This is a genomic window from Flavobacterium sp. K5-23, assembly GCF_023278045.1.
Taxonomy (GTDB): domain Bacteria; phylum Bacteroidota; class Bacteroidia; order Flavobacteriales; family Flavobacteriaceae; genus Flavobacterium.
On the sequence record NZ_CP056783.1, the window covers coordinates 3,406,106 to 3,423,510 of the forward strand.

The following is a 17,405-nucleotide window of genomic DNA, read 5'->3' on the forward strand; positions in this document are numbered from 1 at the left end:
GTTGATGTTATAAACAAGTTGCCGGCAAGCAGCGAAAAAATGACCGTTAAAAAGAAAAACTAATGAAAAACAGAATTATTCTAATTACTATATCAATATTGTTAATTACGATTTCTTGTAAGAAAACAGAAGAAAAAATAGAAATAAATGTAACTGATTATATTTCAAATATTCCAACTGATAAATCATTCAAAAACAAATTCATTGTTTTAGAATTTTGGGCAACTTGGTGTGCACCTTGCCTTTCGGCAGTTCCGCATATAAATGAATTACAAAATAAATTTAAATCGAATAATGATTTAATTTTTGTTTCAATTACAGATGAAAAAGCCGAAAAGGTAAGAAATACTTTAAAACATATTGAGTTTAGTACAATTGTCATTAGCGACCAAACTAAAAAAACACATAAAACATTAAATGTTTCTGCAATTCCAATAACAGTTTTAATTGACAATAATGGAATAGTAAGGTGGAAAGGAAATCCAGAAGAACTTAATGAAGAACTTATTGAGAAATTTATTAACGGAAAAATTTCACCTAATATTGATAATAAAAAGACTAATATCGAAGGTGCAAAAAGTCAAGATGATAAAAACAATGAAGATTTGGAAGATGTTGTTTTTAAGATAATCAAAAACAAGCAAACAAAATATACATTTACTTTAATAAATACAAATGGAAACAACTCAATGATTGCAAGTGCATTAGTTAAAGGGAAATATATTGCATCAAATAAAAAATTATCTGAAATCATATCAAATTTGCTAGATATTAATGAACAACAAGTAATAATTTCTGAAAAATTTAAAAACAATAAATATAGTTTGATTTATAAAAATTCCGATATAAAATCTGCTGAAAGTGGAATTGCAGACATAATATACAATTTGCTTAAAACATTAGATTTAAAAGAAATTATTCAAAATAAAAACACTGAAATTTACAAATTAAAAATAATTGATAAAAATAAAATAGAAATATCAAAAGAACCTAAAACAGAAATTGGACATTCAGGCAGTAGTACAAAAATCGTTTGTTCAAATACAGAAATAAAATCTTTAATTAACGAAATAAATAACAGTTTTAATATTTTAGTTAAGGACGAAACTAATTTAAAAGGTAAATATGACTTTCTTATAAGAAATAAATCGATGGAAAATCTAAAACAAGATTTAGAAAAGTATGGATTGAAATTAGAAAAAACAATAGAAATAGAAAAATTATATAATTACAACTAACTCTGCCAGCCGACAACCGCTGTTTTGATATAGTGTTTGATTTAGTGGAATTGTCGTTTCGCATCAAGTTTTCGTTAAACCGAAAATTGAGCGTTTACGAACTTCCAGCCATCTTAAAGTGGCATTCGTTGGCAGTAATATTACCGGAAATTGAGAGTAACAACTAAACTAGAAAATAAAATTGGAAAAAAGTTCATATCAAAAAATAGAAGAATTAAGTAATGTTAAATCAGAAAATTTACTTGGATTTAAATCTATGGAGGATTATGAAAAATGCCTCTTACATATTGAAAATTTATTAAATAGCGCAATATTACTTTACAAAAACAACTTTATAAACCAATCTTTCTTTTTAACAATCACATCAATTGAAGAAATAGCTAAAGCTGAAGTTTGTATATATAGAGGATTTCAAAAACCAGATAAAACTGTTAAACGCAATAAAGATGGATTATTTAATCATAAAACAAAGCATCTTGTTGCTGCAAATGAAATAACATTTAAATTCTTAAAATCAATATCAAAAATAGGAATAGAAGAAACAATTTTAATTAAAGATAAATTAAATAATGGTGAGTTTGTAAGCCTAAGGGAATCCTCATTGTATTTTGAAAATTGTCAAAATGGAACAAAAACACCTAATGACTTAATTACAAAAACAGATTGCTTAAATCTTCTCTTAATTTGCATTGAAATTTTTGAAGACAGATTATTTGGATTCAGCGATAAAACAGACATCATAACAGATCGAGTTTTAATGAAACTAAATGAAATTTAAATACAGCTGCCAACAGCCATTTAAGCTAGCTGGGATTCAGTGGAATTATCGTTTCGCTTCCTATTTTCTGCAATCCTGAAAATTGAAGGGTTACGAAGCACACACCACTTCAAAGCAGCTAAATATACACAAGCAAAAACGAATGAAATACCTACTAACAGGTCAAGAAACCGAAAGGCTAAAATTTAGGCTACTGAGATCAGATGACTTCAATTCTTGGATAAATTTATTTAAAGCAAATAATATTGCGGAATATTTACAACTTGATCCTAAACTATCCGAATCTGAATTATGCAAGTTATGGTTTGACAAAGTGTTTCATAGATACGATAATGATTTGGGAGGAATGAACGTCCTAATTAATAAAACAACAAACCGAATTGTTGGTCAATGTGGTCTTCTAGTTCAAACAATTGAAAGTGTCGAGAGATTAGAAATTGGTTATTCTATTCTTCCTGAGTTTTGGAAACAAGGATTTGCAATTGAAGCTGCAACAAAATGTAAAAATTATGCATTTGAAAACAATAGTGCTGATTCATTAATCTCAATGATCCATATCGATAATTTAGACTCTGAAAAAGTCGCTTTAAGAAATGGAATGACCTTTGAAAAAAAAGTGAACTCTTTTAACATTTTTCGGATTGACAAGGAGAATTGGAAACCATAAAAGCCAGTAAACAATCAAGCTAAGAATAAATGATGTTGATTTTGTCATTTCGACCATCGGGAGAAATCACATAAAGAGCGTAACTGATGTGATTTCTCCTTCGTCGAAATGACAAATAAACCCTTAACCTAATGAAATTTGGACGTGCCGCTCCACTGAGAATTTGATTCTCGTATAAGGCGATTCCTAAAATGAATTATAAAAATCCAACATAAATCAAAAAAAATGAAAACTAAATTAGAAAAAAAAGTCAACTTTTTAACGGGATATGCAATTGTAAGTAGTCTTGTTTTTAGCGTGGTTATTTTAAGCTCTTTTGGTAAAGAAGATAAAAAAGAAACTTTTGACGAAATCACTACAAAAAAAATCAACTTAATAGGTGAAGATGGCAGCCTAAGAATGGTACTCAGTAATGAAACCAGACAACATTCAGGTAGAATGAACGGAAAAGATTACCCAAAAAGAGAAAGACCGGCCGGTATGATTTTCTTTAATGATGAAGGAGACGAGTGTGGCGGTTTAATTTTTGCAGGAAAAACCAAAGACAACAAAACCAGCTCAGGAATGTCATTTACAATGGACAATTACCACGATGACCAAGTAATTCAACTCTTAAATACGGAAGAATATGAAAATGGTAAAAGTTTTATTCAAAGAGGGCTAACCATCAATGAGTTTCCGTTAGGCTCAAACATAGACACCAGAAACGCAAAGTTTGAAGAACTGGAAAAAATAGAAAACAAGGAATTAAGGAACCAAAAAATGGATGAATTATGGGCCAAAGAAGGCTCAAAAAGGAGATTGTTTATTGGACGAAATAAATCCAACAGTTCCGGTTTATTTCTATACGATAAAGAAGGAAATCCAAAAATAAAAATTCACGTAGACGAAGAAGGAAATCCAAAAATTGAAATCGTGGATAAAAACGGAAAAACAAGAAATTTTCTTGAAAGCAAATAATAAAATCAGGTTTTAGACATTTGGGTTTTGGATTTATTTTCGAACTGAAAAAAAACTAAACTGAAATCATCTTTTATTTTAATTAAGATCTAATTTTCAAAAACACATTTCGTCTTACGACAACTATAACCATAAAAAAACCGCTACTTTCCAACTAGGAAAGAGCGGTTTTTTTACTAATTCAAAATATTAAAAAAGACCTAATCGCACACTTGGTGTATTTACTCGTATTTGCGTATTTACTGAAGTACTGCGAGGGCTTCTCTGGTAATTACGTTGGTCGTATTGATAATAATAAAACCCTGCGTGATGGTAAAATGAATCACTGTGGTAACAATGGTCATCACAATGATAATGATGTTCAGCATAGGCGTCTTTTTTCCCTTGCACATAGGCACGATGCGCCCTGTTATTGTCTTCCTTTAAATCTCTTTCATATTGTTTCTGTTCTTTCCAGAAGGCTTTTTCTTCAGCTTTCGTTTTGGCTTTGAATTCCATCTCAAAACGAGCGTCTTCGGCTCCACGTTGCTCGTAATACGCTATCTTATCTTGATTTGTATTTACTCTTGTTTCGCTTTTTACTTTGGCTTCTTGAGCATTCATTGATACTACTGTTCCCAAAAACACTATTGCTATTACCGTATTAATTGTTTTCATAATTTTTAATTTTATTGATAGTACGTTATCGTTTGTAATGCTACCTTCAATAGTAAGACAACTGTAAACTAGTTTACCCTACCCTATTATCAAAAAAATATTTTTTCAAGCTAACAATAAGAGCTTCAATGTGTGAATAAAGTAACTTAAACCCATAATTGTATAATGCATCGATAAGATAAAATGTGGAATTTTGTAACTTACAAATTAGTTATGAAAAAAATAATTCTCCTATTAAGCGTTGTCCTTGTGTTGTTCTCCTGCAAGAAAAGCGAAACAAACAATGCTGTTGAAACAAAAAAAGTGCGTGTAAGAAAACAACCAAAAACGATTTCTTATACCCTAGAAAAAACAAAACAGTGGTTAGAAAAAATCGCAAATGATTCCTCAAAAATTCATATTGCCTTTGCGATTAACAGAACTGACAAAGCAAATTTCGTGCAAATGGATTCGGTCATTATCCCTACAGATATGAGTGGTGATATTGAATTTTATCTTCCGTTTCCTCATCATATTGATTATTTAAAAGACATTGATAAAATTATCTATTTCTCTTACCCTACACAAACATTTGCCGCTTATGAAAATGGGGAGTTAATTTATACGGGACCAACCAATATGGGACGAAAGAAAGACCAAACACCTACTGGCCTATTCTTTACCAACTGGAAGGCAGAACAAACTATCAGTACATTTAATGATGAATGGGATTTACGATGGAATTTTAATATTGAAAACAAAGAAGGTGTGGGATGGCATCAATATAGTTTACCAGGTTACCCGGCTTCGCATTCTTGTTTACGTCTTCAGGAAAAAGATGCTCGTTATCTTTATGACTGGGCTGACCAATGGATTCTAGCCGATGAGGAAAATGTAAAAGTGAAGGGAACTCCTGTACTTGTTTTTGGTTCTTATAATTTTGATGCACCAAAACCTTGGTTGCAGTTAATTGCTAATCCAAAGGCCATAGACATTTCAGAGGATGAAATTGAAAAAGTAACCAAGCCTTTCTTAAGCGCTATTTTATTGGAACAAAAAAACAGAAAAGCAAATAAATAAACTAAAAACATTAATTTTACTAGAAAAAGAAGCTATCCAGTAAAAAAAATAAAATGATTCCAAGAATTGAAAGTCTAATCGCGAAAAAGTTAATTGGAAAAAGTCTTTCGATGTCTGTATCCCAAGATAAAACCCAGGAATTATGGCAAAGCTTTATGCCCAGACGTAATGAAATAGAAAATCGTGTGGGCACTGAATTCTATTCTATGCAAATGTATCCTCACACGTATTTTGCTAATTTCAATCCAAATACTGAATTCGAAAAATGGGCAACCGTTGAAGTGACGGACTTTGATACCGTTCCTAATGATATGAAGTCCTTTATATTAAATGGAGGACAATATGCTGTGTTTCTCCATAAGGGATCCAACAACATTTACGGTATGTTCGAATACATTTTTACTACTTGGTTACCTAATTCAGAATACGATATAGACGACAGACCTCATTTTGAAATATTGGGAGACAAATACAAACGAAATGAAGAAAGTTCAGAGGAGGAAATTTGGATTCCAATAAAAAATAAAGAGCTAAAAATTGACAATTCGAATTTGAATTCAAAAACCGAAATAAAAGTTAATATATGAAATACAAAACAGGAAAAACCGTTTTTAAAACTTTGTATTCTTAACTTAGTCCTAGTTTACAAAAACATATTCCATTAATTTAAAAAGTCTAAAAGTTGATAACATTCGAAACAGAACGATTAATTCTAAAACCTACTACAAAAGAAGATGCCGAATTTATTATAGATTTATTAAATACTCCTAAGTGGATTGAATTTATTGGTGATCGAAATGTTTCAACTATAAAAGATGCCGAAGACTACATTGAGACAAAAATGACCTCTCAAATGGAGAAACTAGGTTTTGGGAATTATACTCTAATTAGAAAATTCGATAGAGAAAAAATAGGTTCTTGTGGCCTGTACGATAGAGAAGGTTTAGATGGAGTTGATATCGGATTTGCTTTGTTACCTAAGTATGAAAAAAAAGGATATGCTTTTGAAGGGGCTAACAAACTAAAGGAAGTCGCCATCAGTGACTTTAAGCTTAAAGAAATAAGCGGAATTACTTCGAAAAAAAACACAGCATCTCAAAATTTACTGATGAAAATTGGACTTAAATTCGAACGAAACATTCTACTTCCAAATGAAACGGAAGAAATACTTTTATACAAATTAAACCTAGAAGATAACTAGATTTAGAAAAAGTAATCCGTCTCTTTTTTAACAGATAATTAAAATACTACTGTTGTAAATTGTTTACCATATAAGAGATATAAGAACATATAAGTTGTTGCCGCTTCTAGTTAGCTTAAATGGCCTTATTTTCCTTATATGATTAAAATTTAAGATGTTTGTTTTTTGTGTAAAATCCTTTTACAATATAAGAACATATAAGTTGTTCCCGTTTATAGCTAGCTTAAATGACCTTATTTTCCTTATATGGTTAAATCTAAGCTTTCATTCTAGCATTAAATCCTTTTACCATATAAGAGATATAAGAACATAAAAGTTGTTGCCGCTTCTAGTTAGCTTAAATGGCCTTATTTTCCTTATATGATTAAAATTTAAGATGTTTGTTTTTTGTGTAAAATCCTTTTACAATATAAGAACATATAAGTTGTTCCCGTTTATAGCTAGCTTAAATGACCTTATTTTCCTTATATGGTTAAATCTAAGCTTTCATTCTAGCATTAAATCCTTTTACCATATAAGAGATATAAGAACATAAAAGTTGTTGCCGCTTCTAGTTAGCTTAAATGGCCTTATTTTCCTTATATGATTAAAATTTAAGATGTTTGTTTTTTGTGTAAAATCCTTTTACAATATAAGAACATATAAGTTGTTCCCGTTTATAGCTGGCTTAAATGACCTTATTTTTCTTATATGGTTAAAATTTAAGATGTTTATTTTTGTATAAAATCCTTTTACAATATAAGAGATATAAGAACATATAAGTTGTTCCCGTTTATAGCTAGCTTAAATGACCTTGTTTTTCTTATATGGTTAAAATTCAAGCTGTTTTTTTTTGTAAGCAGACCTAAATCATAATAATCTTCATTCGGAAATCCCCTTTTAAAGTTGGCTCCATAGAGGAAAAAAATGTCTATTTATTTAATTTTATAAAATCCAAAACCTCGTCATAACGGTCGCTCCAAGGATAAAAATATTGAACTACCATAGGCGCGTGTTTTTTGTTAACTCCTATCTGTTTTACATCAGGCTGAAAGGGTTTTAATGCTTTTACAAAACGAGTGTTGGCTATTTTTATTGATTGATAAGTCTTGTCACCAACATAGATTAAAAAAGGCGGTGTGTTCTTATCTATAAAATAAATAGGAGAAGCGTCCTGCCATTTTTCAGCTTCCGTTGTCCAAGTCGTGATATAGTCGTCCTCAGTAGTAGGAGGCCTTTCTCCCAGGTAATGTTTCATATCTAAACCTGCAGCATCATTTAGAATTATTCCTGATATACTTTTTGGATCGATTCCGAATTTCGGATTCATAACGGCCAAAGCCCCTAGATGTCCTCCAGCGGAATGTCCCGTTATAAAAATTTGATTTAGATTTCCATTGTACTTCTTAATATTCTCTTTTGTCCACTGTATTACTTCTGCTATTTGACGAGTCATTTGGGCATAATCAGCATTTGGGCTCAAAGTATAATCAGGTATAACTGTGATAACGCCCTTAGCAGCAAAATTCCTTCCCAGCAAATCATAAGTTCCCTTTCTCCCACTATTCCAGTTCCCGCCATGAACAAAAATCAATACAGGAAGCGTCTCCGCTTTAAAATTTCTTGGAACAAAAACATTCAAACGAGGTGCTTCTTCAACACTAGAAATGGTTGTTGGCATATAAGAAACATCCTTAACCTTTATAGAACTACAACTCACTAACAACAAAACAAAAACAACAGAATAGAAGCGCATCTTTTTTTTACTAATATAGGTTTTTTATAATCAGAAAATTGACTTGTCATATGTATTTACTCTTAATTCCTTTTTTAAAATTTTCAAACAAAGCAAAATCAACATAAAAAATTTACAACTATTTTTTTATAAAAAAACCACACTCCCCCTATTCCATTGCACTATACTTTCTTAGTAAAGAAAAACATTCTGTTATTACAAAGAAACACCCTATTATTTTTAGTTAATTAACAACTATTATCATTATATTTAGTTAATTAACAACTACTTAGCGCTATATTTTTAGTAAATTTATATTGTTACAAAATCTAACGCGTAGGATTTTGAAAACAAACAATTAATAAATTAGGGTATGAATGTTTGATTTATACTTTCAAAATAATAACTACTAATAATTTAAAAACAAACTATTATGGGAACTGCATATAATAAACCAACAAGTGATAAAAGAGTAGAAGCAACTAACACTAATTCAGCTCATGGATTAAGAGATTTATTTGAATTTGGATTAAAAGATATTTATTGGGCAGAAAAAGTTTTGTCAAAAACATTACCAAAAATGGTTCGAAACGCTTCCTCTCCAGAATTAGTGAGTAACTTAAAAAAACAATTAACTGAAACAGAGAAACACGTAACCAGATTAGAAGAAATATTCAAATCATCAGGAATCGAGCCCACTGCTAAAAAATGTGACGCTATGGCAGGCATCATAAAAGAAAGCAATAATATGCTTAAAGATACTGATATTGGAGTTGTTCGTGATGCTGGAATCATTGCAGCAGAACAAAAAGTTATCCATTATGAGATTGCAACTTACGGTACTTTACACGCGTTTGCAAAAACCTTGGGAGAAACCAAAGCGGCTAAACTGCTGGCTAAAACGCTGAAAGAAGATAAAGAAGCAGATGCTTCATTTACAGATATTGCTTTAAAAGCAATTAACAACAAAGCTTCTAGAGCTGCCGCAATAGCAAATATCAGAATGTAATATGGATTACTAATCCAAAAATATTAATAAATTAAGATTTATAGCCCCGCTGAAACGGGGCTTTTTTTATGGGCCTAATTCATCCACATTAAATGTCCCGAAAACATTATGGAATGTTCCGTTTAAAAACTCGTCAATCTAAATTCGATTATTTTTTCATAAAACATTTTTTATAGAAAATACTAAAACAAAAAAATTAACACATATGTTTTAGTAAGTAAATTCATTATGTTTGCAAGGCAGAGAAAAGCATATCAATCTATTTACTTTTTGCTTTTTTCGAACGGTAACATCTGAATAATTAATACTGTACTATTTATGGAAATTCTTGAAAATCTAGAACCATTACTAAGAACGTTTTGGTATGTCGCAATTCCAATAAGTGTGATTTTTATTATCCAAACTATTTTGACTTTTGTGGGAGCTGATGCTTCAGATGGATTAGAACCTGATTTCAACGGAGACTTTGACGGAGCCGATTCCCCTTTTCAACTATTCTCATTAAGAAACTTAATTAATTTTTTACTGGGCTTTAGCTGGGCAGGTATTTCATTTTACAGCAGTATAAACAATCCTTATATACTTATTCCTTTATCTATAATTATTGGGTGTTTGTTCGTATATCTATTTTTTATAATTATTAAACAAGTTCAGAAATTAGAAGAAGATAATTCTTTTAAAATTTCAAATACATTAAATAAAACAGCCGAAGTTTATTTAACCATTCCAGAGAGAAAAACTGGTAAAGGAAAAATAATGATAAGTGTAAACGGCGCATTCCATGAACTAGAAGCAATGACTGAAAATGAAGCTATAGTTTCAGGCGCTCTAGTTAAAGTTGTGGCAATAGAAAATGAAAATATTATAATCGTTAAACCTTTTTAAACCAAATTAATAATGACACCAGTAATAATTATTGTAGTTGCCGCAATTGTGTTTTTTGCAACTATATCAGCCTTAGTATCGAGATATAAAAGATGTCCTTCTGATAAGATATTAGTAATATACGGAAGAACCGGAGGCACATCAGCAAAATGTATTCATGGAGGAGGAGCATTTATTTGGCCAGTGATTCAAGACTTTGCTTTCTTAGACTTAAAACCGCTTTCAATTGAAGCCAATTTAACAAATGCGTTGAGCCGTCAAAACATTCGGGTTGACGTTCCTTGCCGTTTTACCATTGCGATCTCTACTGAAACAGAAAGTATGAATACCGCAGCGGAAAGATTATTAGGATTAACCTATGAACAAATTCAAGAATTGGCTAAGGACATTCTGTTTGGTCAATTGCGTTTGGTTATCGCTACAATGACAATCGAAGAAATCAATTCTGACAGAGACAAGTTTCTTGATAATATATCTAAAAATGTTGATAGTGAACTGCGTAAAATTGGTTTGAAATTAATCAACGTAAACGTAACCGATATCAAAGATGAATCCGGTTATATTGAAGCTTTGGGTAAAGAAGCTGCTGCAAAAGCAATAAATGAAGCTAAAATTAGTGTTGCCGAACAAGAAAAAATAGGGGAAACTGGAAAAGCATTGGCAGACAGAGAAAAAGACACTCAAATAGCGGAAACACATAGAGACAGAGATGTTAAAATTGCTATTACACAAAAAGACCGTGAAATTAGTATTGCCTCAGCAGCAAAAGATGAAGCCATTGGTAAAGCTGAAGCACAAAGAGATACGAGAGTAAAAACGTCTGAAGCAAATGCTATTGCAATTAGAGGAGAAAACGAAGCGAAAATTGCCATTGCTAACTCTGAAGCGCTTCGAAGAGAAAAAGAAGCGGAGTCCTTACGTATAGCGATTACTGCTGAAAAAGTACAACAAGCAAAAGCACTTGAAGAATCTTATGTTGCTGAACAAAAAGCAGAATTAGCCCGTTCCGAAAGAGAACGTTCCACTCAGATTGCAAATATTGTAATCCCTGCAGAAATTGCTAAACAGCGTGCCATTATCGAAGCTCAAGCTGATGCTGAAAGAATAAGAGAAAATGCTAGAGGAGAAGCCGATGCGATTTTCGCAAAAATGGAAGCCGAAGCAAATGGACTTTACGAAATATTGACAAAACAAGCAGAAGGATACAAACAAGTAGTTGCAGCGGCAGGTGGAGATCCTACTAAAGCTTTTCAATTATTATTGATCGAAAAACTTCCTGAATTGGTAAGAACACAAGTAGAAGCTGTTAAAAACATCAAAATTGACAAGATTACCGTATGGGATTCTGGAAATGGTAATGGTGAAAACGGGAATTCATCGACTGCAAATTTCGTTTCAGGTATGATGAAAACAGTTCCTCCTTTAAATGATTTATTTAATATGGCCGGTCTAAATCTACCTAACTACCTTAAAGGAGAAGATCCAAAAAACGATAAAACAGAAGACATTAACCAAAAAGATGTAATATAAAATACTTAAACTAATGTGATTTAAATTTTAAAAAACATAAAGTTTATTTCCAAATTAATTTATAGCCCTGCTTCAGCGGGGCTTTTCTATTGATTCCAAATGAATAAAATCAAATTTAATAATAATGATAACTTCCTTTTAATTTCAAAAAATCATTATGTAACATATGTCACTGTATAGCCATAAAGGATATTGTACATTTGCCTTATCAAAAAACAATTTAAATTCATCTGGCAAGAGGTAATATTAATCCAACTTGCTTTTGAAAACAACTAATTTTATATTTACAATGAGCTTAGAAAAAATAATCCAAGAGAATCAAGGTACTATCGTTGATGTACGTTCTTATGCTGAATTTACTGGAGGAAATGTTGTGGGATCAATAAACATAGCATTAAATGAAATTCCAGAAAGAATTGAAGAGTTGAAAAAACTAGATTCCCCATTAATATTATGCTGTGCTTCAGGAAATAGAAGCGGACAAGCACAACATTTTCTTTCGCAACACGGAATTGAATGTTACAATGGTGGTTCATGGCTAGACGTTAATTATTACAAATCTAAAATATCCGAATAAAATGATAAATACCTTAAAGAAAATATTTGGCTTCGGCCCTAAAACTGACTATGCCGCTCTACTTAAACAAGGAGCTATAATCCTGGATGTTCGTTCCCCTTCTGAATTCAAGCAAGGGCATATTAAGGGATCTGTAAATGCGCCTTTGAACTCCATTACTAATTATGCGTCTAAACTAAAAAAAGAGACTCCTATTATTTGTTGTTGCGCTTCAGGAATGCGTAGTGCATCGGCAAAAAATATTTTGATAACCATTGGATTCAAAGAAGTATACAATGGCGGTGGCTGGAGTAGTCTAGAACAAAAAGTTTAATAATACCACTAATTCAGGAGAAGCTCTCCTAAATTATTCAATGATTTCAAATTAAAGTAGTCAACATTGGAAAACAAAACTCAAAAACAATGATTTCAATCCTCTTAATGCGTAAATAAAGTCCTGAAAAGGGCTTTTTTTATACCCATATATTCCATTACAACTAATGCCTAAATCATTTGTCTTACGCCAAAATAAAAATTACCTTTGCCACAGTTTAACTTTTACACACACAATGAAGCCTAACACACAACAATTAAACGATTTAACTATCCAAATCAGAAGAGATATTCTTCGAATGGTACATGCAGTAAACTCAGGACACCCAGGAGGATCTCTTGGTTGTACAGAATTTCTTGTCGCTTTGTACCAAAATCTAATGGATCGTAAAGAAGGATTTGACATGGACGGAATTGGAGAAGATCTTTTCTTCCTTTCAAACGGACATATCTCTCCAGTTTTTTACAGCATTTTAGCAAGAAGTGGTTATTTCCCTGTTTCTGAATTATCGACTTTCCGTCTTATCAATTCAAGATTACAAGGACACCCTACAACACATGATGGTTTACCTGGAATAAGAATGGCATCTGGATCACTTGGACAGGGATTATCTGTAGGTATTGGTGCTGCACAAGCTAAGAAACTAAACGGTGACACTAATTTAATTTACACACTTCACGGTGATGGAGAATTACAAGAAGGTCAAAACTGGGAAGCAATTATGTATGCATCTGCTAAAAACGTAGACAACCTTATTGCAACAATCGATTTAAACGGAAAACAAATTGATGGCCCTACTGATGAAGTATTAGCAATGGGAAGTATCCGCGCTAAATTTGAAGCTTTTGATTGGGATGTTCTTGAAATAAAAGAAGGAAACAACATCGAGGCGATTATTGCAGGAATGACTGACGCTAAATCTAGAACAGGAAAAGGAAAACCAGTTTGTGTATTACTTTATACTGAAATGGGTAACGGAGTAGATTATATGATGCACAGTCACGCATGGCACGGAAAAGCACCAAATGATGCTCAACTGGAAAATGCTCTAGCTCAAAATCCAGAAACTTTAGGTGATTACTAAATAATTTTAAATTTTGAATTGTAAATTTTGAATTACCACTCAGAATCTTTCAATTATTAAATTTTTAAATCTTTGAATTTAAAAAAATGAAAAAATATACAAATACAGGAAGTAAAGATACTCGTTCGGGTTTTGGAGCGGGAATGACTGAATTAGGTCAAAAGAATGAAAATGTTGTAGCACTTTGTGCGGATTTAATTGGTTCATTAAAATTTGATGATTTCAAGAAAAACCACCCAGAGCGTTTTTTCCAAATTGGAATCGCTGAAGCAAATATGATCGGAATCGCTGCAGGTTTAACTATTGGTGGTAAAATTCCTTTCACAGGAACTTTTGCTAACTTTTCAACAGGAAGAGTGTACGACCAAATTCGTCAATCAGTAGCTTACTCTGAGAAAAATGTAAAAATTTGTGCTTCACATGCTGGATTAACATTAGGAGAAGATGGAGCTACACACCAAATTCTTGAAGATATTGGTTTGATGAAAATGTTGCCAGGAATGACAGTAATCAATACTTGTGATTACAATCAAACTAAAGCAGCTACACTTGCAATTGCTGATCATCACGGACCAGTTTATTTGCGTTTTGGACGTCCAGTAGTGCCTAACTTCATGCCAGCTGACGAAGAATTCGTAATTGGTAAAGCAATCCTTTTAAACGAAGGTAAAGATGTAACTATTGTTGCAACTGGACATTTAGTTTGGGAAGCGCTTATTGCTGCTGAAGCATTAGAAGCAAAAGGAATTTCTGCAGAGGTAATCAACATCCATACAATCAAACCACTTGACGAAGAAGCTATTCTAAAATCATTGGCTAAAACTAAATGTATTGTTACTGCTGAAGAGCACAACATCCTTGGAGGTCTTGGAGAAAGCGTATCTAGAGTACTTGCTTTAAATAACCCAGCTCCTCAAGAATTTGTTGCTGTAAATGACAGTTTTGGAGAATCAGGAACACCTGAGCAATTAATGGACAAATACAAATTAAACAATCAAGCGATTGTTGAAGCTGTAGAAAGAGTTCTTGCAAGAAAATAATAAAATACATTTATCACCTTTCCTTTTGGAGAAGGTAATAAAAACCAAAAAAAATCCCATTCGTTTACCGAATGGGATTTTTTTATGACTCGTTGTCATTATGTATTAATGACAATTTTTATCTAAATGTTTTCTAACTCTAGTTGTATTTGTTGTATTACCACTACAATCAGGAACATTAATAAAAGGTATTAAAACACCATTTGAACCTGTAATTTCAAATCTAGTTGTATAATTATCTCCATCATCATCTATGTCTAAGAAATTAGGTATTCCATCACCATCAGTATCGTCAGGATTAACAACACCTTTTGCTAAAACTCGCATAAAATTATCACCGTTCACATCTTCAAGATAAGAAGGAATTCCATCTCCATCTTGATCTAATCGTTGTATTTCATAAAGTTTAAAACTAAATACTAACGGAGAATAAGAAGGAATTGAACCTTGTCCAGCATTATAATAGGCTAATCCAGATGGTAAAAACATTACCCCTGAGCCATAATTACTAAACGATACAGTACCGTCATTATTTGTTACATAGGTTCCTTTTTTAAACATTGGAAAAACTTCATTCCATCCTATAATTACGTTTAACAATCCAAAGAATTGCTGCGGCTTTGTATTTTGTTCAAAGAACGTAGGAGTAACTGTAGTTACACTAGCCTCTGTTTTACTTGTTAAGTATTCTCCTTTATATGCAGTTAATACAGCATCAGCATTACACGGAGATTCTCCAGTTCCTTCTCTCAATACTAAATAATATAATTTATAAGTAATATCATGTAACTTCACATCTTTACTTAAAAGTTTTGGAAATGTTGTTTTATTCAAATAAGACCAGATTGAAGGCTGAGTAGCTGCATTGGTGATTTTTAAAATCTCCACATCTTTATCAGCAAAATTCGGATCTGTAAAATCTATATAATACGCTTTTAAATAGGTTTCGATATCTACAATTTCAGTAGCATATTGTGCCGCATAATCTCTTGGCAATGCAACTTCTACAGTGTCCTTATCTTTCGAACAAGAAAATAGTGAGATAGATGTAATTATTAAAATAAAATAATACTTAAATTTGTTCATTATTGATGATTTTTAAGTGCGCAAGATACAATATTGATTTATTTTTGTAAACTATTTAACTCCGATTTTAGAAAATTTATGAGAATTGACAAATATTTATGGTGCGTTCGATATTACAAGACAAGAAATATGGTAACAGAGGCTTGCAAAAAAAACCATGTTACCGTAAACGGTCAGGTTGCCAAGCCCTCAAAGGAAGTTTTTCCAACTGATAAGATTACATTTAGAAAGGACCAAATCACGCAAATAATAACAGTGTTAGATATCCCAGAGAGTCGTGTGGGAGCTAAACTAGTTGACATTTATAGACGTAATGACACCCCTGCCGAGGTATACCAACATCTTGAATTATTAAAATTGTCTAAGGAGCATTACAGAAAAACCGGAACAGGAAGACCTACCAAAAAAGACCGAAGAGACATTGACGAATATGGAAATGAGGTTAATTCAGAGGAAGACGAAGTTGAATAAGACGCTACTAATCAACTTATCATAATCTCAAACAAAATAAAAAAAACCAAAAAAGGATTAGTCCTTTTTATATATTAAAAAAAATGAGCAAAAATATCATCCTGACAAATCAAGAAATAGAACATAAAACAAAAAGAATCGCTTACCAGATATACGAAACTTTTGCAGATGAAGAGGAGATTGTATTAGCAGGAATTGCCAATAGCGGCTTTATTTTTGCAAAAAAAATTGCCGAAACCCTTGAATCCATTTCGACATTGAAGGTTTCGCTTTGTGAAGTTCAAATCAACAAACAAAATCCAGAATTAGAAATCCATACTTCTTTAACAAAAGAGCAATACACTAATAAAGGTTTAGTTCTTATTGACGACGTGTTAAACTCAGGAACAACATTAATCTATGCAGTAAGACATTTTCTGGACGTGCCTTTGAAAAAATTCAAAACCGCAGTGCTAGTAGATCGAAATCATAAAAAATACCCTGTAAAAGCCGATTTTAAAGGAATATCACTTTCCACCTCTTTATTAGAACACGTTCAGGTAGTTTTTGACGAAAATGGAGAAAGCTATGCTTACCTAAGCTAGAATGGCCTGAATATCCAGCACCGTTTGATGAATTGATTTATTATCCACACTAACTATGTACTGGGCCTGGTTGTAATAATAGCTTCTTTCAAAAAGATGCATTGCAACAAACTCTTTTAACTCTTCCTCAGATTTATCCGCAACAAGCGGTCGTTTGCTTCTATTAGACATTAATCTATCCACCAGAGTCTCTATAGAAGCTTTTAGATATATAGACAGTACGCCATCCCCTTTTAACAATTCGTGGTTATTAGCATAACAAGGAGTCCCTCCTCCTAATCCAATGATCATTTTTCCAGGAGAATTCAATAATTCAATAAAAAGTTCGTGTTCTAATTTTCTAAAATAAATCTCCCCGTGCTTCTCGAAGATAGCGCTAACAGGTAAATTTACCTTTTGTTCGATGTATTTATCTAAATCGACGAAAGGAACACTACTGCTTTTTGACAGTGAATTTGCGATTGTCGATTTTCCACAACCCATATACCCTAATAATATTATTTTTTTCATGAGAATAAAAGCTTATAAACTAATGCGTTAAGAATAATTATA

At 32.0% G+C, this 17,405-nt stretch carries 20 protein-coding genes; 16 read left to right on the plus strand and 4 right to left on the minus strand.

Going from position 1 to position 17,405, the window contains the following annotated elements:
* Positions 1–62: 62 nt before the first annotated feature.
* The 4 genes from FLAK523_RS14780 to FLAK523_RS14795 all read left to right on the plus strand — a co-directional run bounded on the left by FLAK523_RS14780 (position 63) and on the right by FLAK523_RS14795 (position 3,643).
* Positions 63–1,238: a TlpA disulfide reductase family protein gene (locus tag FLAK523_RS14780; protein ID WP_248904893.1), complete on the plus strand. Its 1,176-nt coding sequence runs from the start codon at positions 63–65 to the stop codon at positions 1,236–1,238.
* A gap of 181 nt (positions 1,239–1,419) precedes the next feature.
* Positions 1,420–2,016: an AbiV family abortive infection protein gene (locus FLAK523_RS14785; RefSeq protein WP_248904896.1), complete on the plus strand. Its 597-nt coding sequence runs from the start codon at positions 1,420–1,422 to the stop codon at positions 2,014–2,016.
* Positions 2,017–2,158: 142 nt separating this feature from the next.
* A complete protein-coding gene (locus FLAK523_RS14790) occupies positions 2,159–2,683 on the plus strand; it encodes a GNAT family N-acetyltransferase (protein WP_248904897.1) in 525 nt (174 codons plus the stop codon).
* Between the two features lie 225 nt (positions 2,684–2,908).
* Positions 2,909–3,643: a hypothetical protein gene (locus FLAK523_RS14795; protein ID WP_248904900.1), complete on the plus strand. Its 735-nt coding sequence runs from the start codon at positions 2,909–2,911 to the stop codon at positions 3,641–3,643.
* Between the two features lie 189 nt (positions 3,644–3,832).
* Here FLAK523_RS14795 and FLAK523_RS14800 read toward each other — a convergent pair whose 3' ends face one another.
* A complete protein-coding gene (locus FLAK523_RS14800; protein WP_248904902.1) occupies positions 3,833–4,300 on the minus strand; it encodes a hypothetical protein in 468 nt (155 codons plus the stop codon).
* A 213-nt stretch (positions 4,301–4,513) separates the two neighbouring features.
* Between FLAK523_RS14800 and FLAK523_RS14805 the strand changes: the two genes are divergently transcribed.
* From FLAK523_RS14805 to FLAK523_RS14815, 3 genes are all read left to right on the plus strand, one after another.
* Complete coding sequence (locus FLAK523_RS14805) at positions 4,514–5,359, plus strand: L,D-transpeptidase (RefSeq protein ID WP_248904904.1); 846 nt, start codon at positions 4,514–4,516, stop codon at positions 5,357–5,359.
* Between the two features lie 53 nt (positions 5,360–5,412).
* Entirely contained in the window at positions 5,413–5,946 is a 534-nt protein-coding gene (locus FLAK523_RS14810) for a GyrI-like domain-containing protein (RefSeq protein ID WP_248904906.1), read from the plus strand.
* Between the two features lie 95 nt (positions 5,947–6,041).
* A complete protein-coding gene (locus tag FLAK523_RS14815) occupies positions 6,042–6,560 on the plus strand; it encodes a GNAT family N-acetyltransferase (protein ID WP_248904908.1) in 519 nt (172 codons plus the stop codon).
* Between the two features lie 910 nt (positions 6,561–7,470).
* On the opposite strand, the gene FLAK523_RS14820 is transcribed toward FLAK523_RS14815, so the two are convergent.
* Complete coding sequence (locus tag FLAK523_RS14820; protein ID WP_248904910.1) at positions 7,471–8,295, minus strand: alpha/beta hydrolase; 825 nt, start codon at positions 8,293–8,295, stop codon at positions 7,471–7,473.
* Positions 8,296–8,707: 412 nt separating this feature from the next.
* On the opposite strand from FLAK523_RS14820, the gene FLAK523_RS14825 reads away from it, so the two are divergent.
* The 7 genes from FLAK523_RS14825 (at position 8,708) to FLAK523_RS14855 (ending at position 14,712) form a co-directional block, all read left to right on the plus strand.
* Entirely contained in the window at positions 8,708–9,283 is a 576-nt protein-coding gene (locus FLAK523_RS14825) for a ferritin-like domain-containing protein (protein ID WP_248904911.1), read from the plus strand.
* Positions 9,284–9,601: 318 nt separating this feature from the next.
* Positions 9,602–10,168 carry a serine protease gene (locus FLAK523_RS14830; RefSeq protein WP_248904913.1) on the plus strand — a complete coding sequence of 189 codons (567 nt, stop codon included), beginning with the start codon at positions 9,602–9,604 and terminating at the stop codon, positions 10,166–10,168.
* 12 nt (positions 10,169–10,180) lie between these two features.
* A complete protein-coding gene (locus FLAK523_RS14835; RefSeq protein ID WP_248904915.1) occupies positions 10,181–11,698 on the plus strand; it encodes a flotillin family protein in 1,518 nt (505 codons plus the stop codon).
* 289 nt (positions 11,699–11,987) lie between these two features.
* On the plus strand, positions 11,988–12,275 hold the full coding sequence (locus FLAK523_RS14840) for a rhodanese-like domain-containing protein (RefSeq protein ID WP_248904917.1): 288 nt from the start codon (positions 11,988–11,990) through the stop codon (positions 12,273–12,275).
* A 1-nt stretch (position 12,276) separates the two neighbouring features.
* On the plus strand, positions 12,277–12,588 hold the full coding sequence (locus FLAK523_RS14845) for a rhodanese-like domain-containing protein (RefSeq protein ID WP_248904919.1): 312 nt from the start codon (positions 12,277–12,279) through the stop codon (positions 12,586–12,588).
* A gap of 235 nt (positions 12,589–12,823) precedes the next feature.
* Positions 12,824–13,672, plus strand: coding sequence for a transketolase (locus FLAK523_RS14850; protein ID WP_248904920.1), 849 nt, complete (start codon positions 12,824–12,826; stop codon positions 13,670–13,672).
* A gap of 86 nt (positions 13,673–13,758) precedes the next feature.
* Positions 13,759–14,712: a transketolase family protein gene (locus FLAK523_RS14855; RefSeq protein ID WP_248904922.1), complete on the plus strand. Its 954-nt coding sequence runs from the start codon at positions 13,759–13,761 to the stop codon at positions 14,710–14,712.
* Positions 14,713–14,817: 105 nt separating this feature from the next.
* On the opposite strand, the gene FLAK523_RS14860 is transcribed toward FLAK523_RS14855, so the two are convergent.
* Positions 14,818–15,798: an FKBP-type peptidyl-prolyl cis-trans isomerase gene (locus tag FLAK523_RS14860; RefSeq protein ID WP_248904923.1), complete on the minus strand. Its 981-nt coding sequence runs from the start codon at positions 15,796–15,798 to the stop codon at positions 14,818–14,820.
* A gap of 78 nt (positions 15,799–15,876) precedes the next feature.
* On the opposite strand from FLAK523_RS14860, the gene FLAK523_RS14865 reads away from it, so the two are divergent.
* Entirely contained in the window at positions 15,877–16,269 is a 393-nt protein-coding gene (locus FLAK523_RS14865; protein WP_248904925.1) for an RNA-binding S4 domain-containing protein, read from the plus strand.
* An 83-nt stretch (positions 16,270–16,352) separates the two neighbouring features.
* Positions 16,353–16,853 (plus strand): phosphoribosyltransferase family protein, encoded by a 501-nt coding sequence (locus FLAK523_RS14870; protein ID WP_248904927.1) that lies wholly within the window; start codon positions 16,353–16,355, stop codon positions 16,851–16,853.
* Here the strand turns inward: FLAK523_RS14870 and FLAK523_RS14875 are convergent.
* Positions 16,845–17,363: a shikimate kinase gene (locus tag FLAK523_RS14875; protein WP_248904929.1), complete on the minus strand. Its 519-nt coding sequence runs from the start codon at positions 17,361–17,363 to the stop codon at positions 16,845–16,847. The two genes, FLAK523_RS14870 and FLAK523_RS14875, sit on opposite strands and share 9 nt — an antisense overlap.
* Positions 17,364–17,405 lie beyond the last annotated feature (42 nt).

Bases quoted from the DNA above. Each gene is read 5' to 3' on its own strand.
- FLAK523_RS14780 (WP_248904893.1), top strand. From the start codon at position 63: ATGAAAAACAGAATTATTCTAATTACTATATCAATATTGTTAATTACG.
- FLAK523_RS14790 (WP_248904897.1), top strand. From the start codon at position 2,159: ATGAAATACCTACTAACAGGTCAAGAAACCGAAAGGCTAAAATTTAGG.
- FLAK523_RS14795 (WP_248904900.1), top strand. From the start codon at position 2,909: ATGAAAACTAAATTAGAAAAAAAAGTCAACTTTTTAACGGGATATGCA.
- FLAK523_RS14800 (WP_248904902.1), bottom strand. From the start codon at position 4,300: ATGAAAACAATTAATACGGTAATAGCAATAGTGTTTTTGGGAACAGTA.
- FLAK523_RS14805 (WP_248904904.1), top strand. From the start codon at position 4,514: ATGAAAAAAATAATTCTCCTATTAAGCGTTGTCCTTGTGTTGTTCTCC.
- FLAK523_RS14810 (WP_248904906.1), top strand. From the start codon at position 5,413: ATGATTCCAAGAATTGAAAGTCTAATCGCGAAAAAGTTAATTGGAAAA.
- FLAK523_RS14820 (WP_248904910.1), bottom strand. From the start codon at position 8,295: ATGCGCTTCTATTCTGTTGTTTTTGTTTTGTTGTTAGTGAGTTGTAGT.
- FLAK523_RS14825 (WP_248904911.1), top strand. From the start codon at position 8,708: ATGGGAACTGCATATAATAAACCAACAAGTGATAAAAGAGTAGAAGCA.
- FLAK523_RS14830 (WP_248904913.1), top strand. From the start codon at position 9,602: ATGGAAATTCTTGAAAATCTAGAACCATTACTAAGAACGTTTTGGTAT.
- FLAK523_RS14835 (WP_248904915.1), top strand. From the start codon at position 10,181: ATGACACCAGTAATAATTATTGTAGTTGCCGCAATTGTGTTTTTTGCA.
- FLAK523_RS14840 (WP_248904917.1), top strand. From the start codon at position 11,988: ATGAGCTTAGAAAAAATAATCCAAGAGAATCAAGGTACTATCGTTGAT.
- FLAK523_RS14845 (WP_248904919.1), top strand. From the start codon at position 12,277: ATGATAAATACCTTAAAGAAAATATTTGGCTTCGGCCCTAAAACTGAC.
- FLAK523_RS14850 (WP_248904920.1), top strand. From the start codon at position 12,824: ATGAAGCCTAACACACAACAATTAAACGATTTAACTATCCAAATCAGA.
- FLAK523_RS14855 (WP_248904922.1), top strand. From the start codon at position 13,759: ATGAAAAAATATACAAATACAGGAAGTAAAGATACTCGTTCGGGTTTT.
- FLAK523_RS14860 (WP_248904923.1), bottom strand. From the start codon at position 15,798: ATGAACAAATTTAAGTATTATTTTATTTTAATAATTACATCTATCTCA.
- FLAK523_RS14865 (WP_248904925.1), top strand. From the start codon at position 15,877: ATGAGAATTGACAAATATTTATGGTGCGTTCGATATTACAAGACAAGA.
- FLAK523_RS14870 (WP_248904927.1), top strand. From the start codon at position 16,353: ATGAGCAAAAATATCATCCTGACAAATCAAGAAATAGAACATAAAACA.
- FLAK523_RS14875 (WP_248904929.1), bottom strand. From the start codon at position 17,363: ATGAAAAAAATAATATTATTAGGGTATATGGGTTGTGGAAAATCGACA.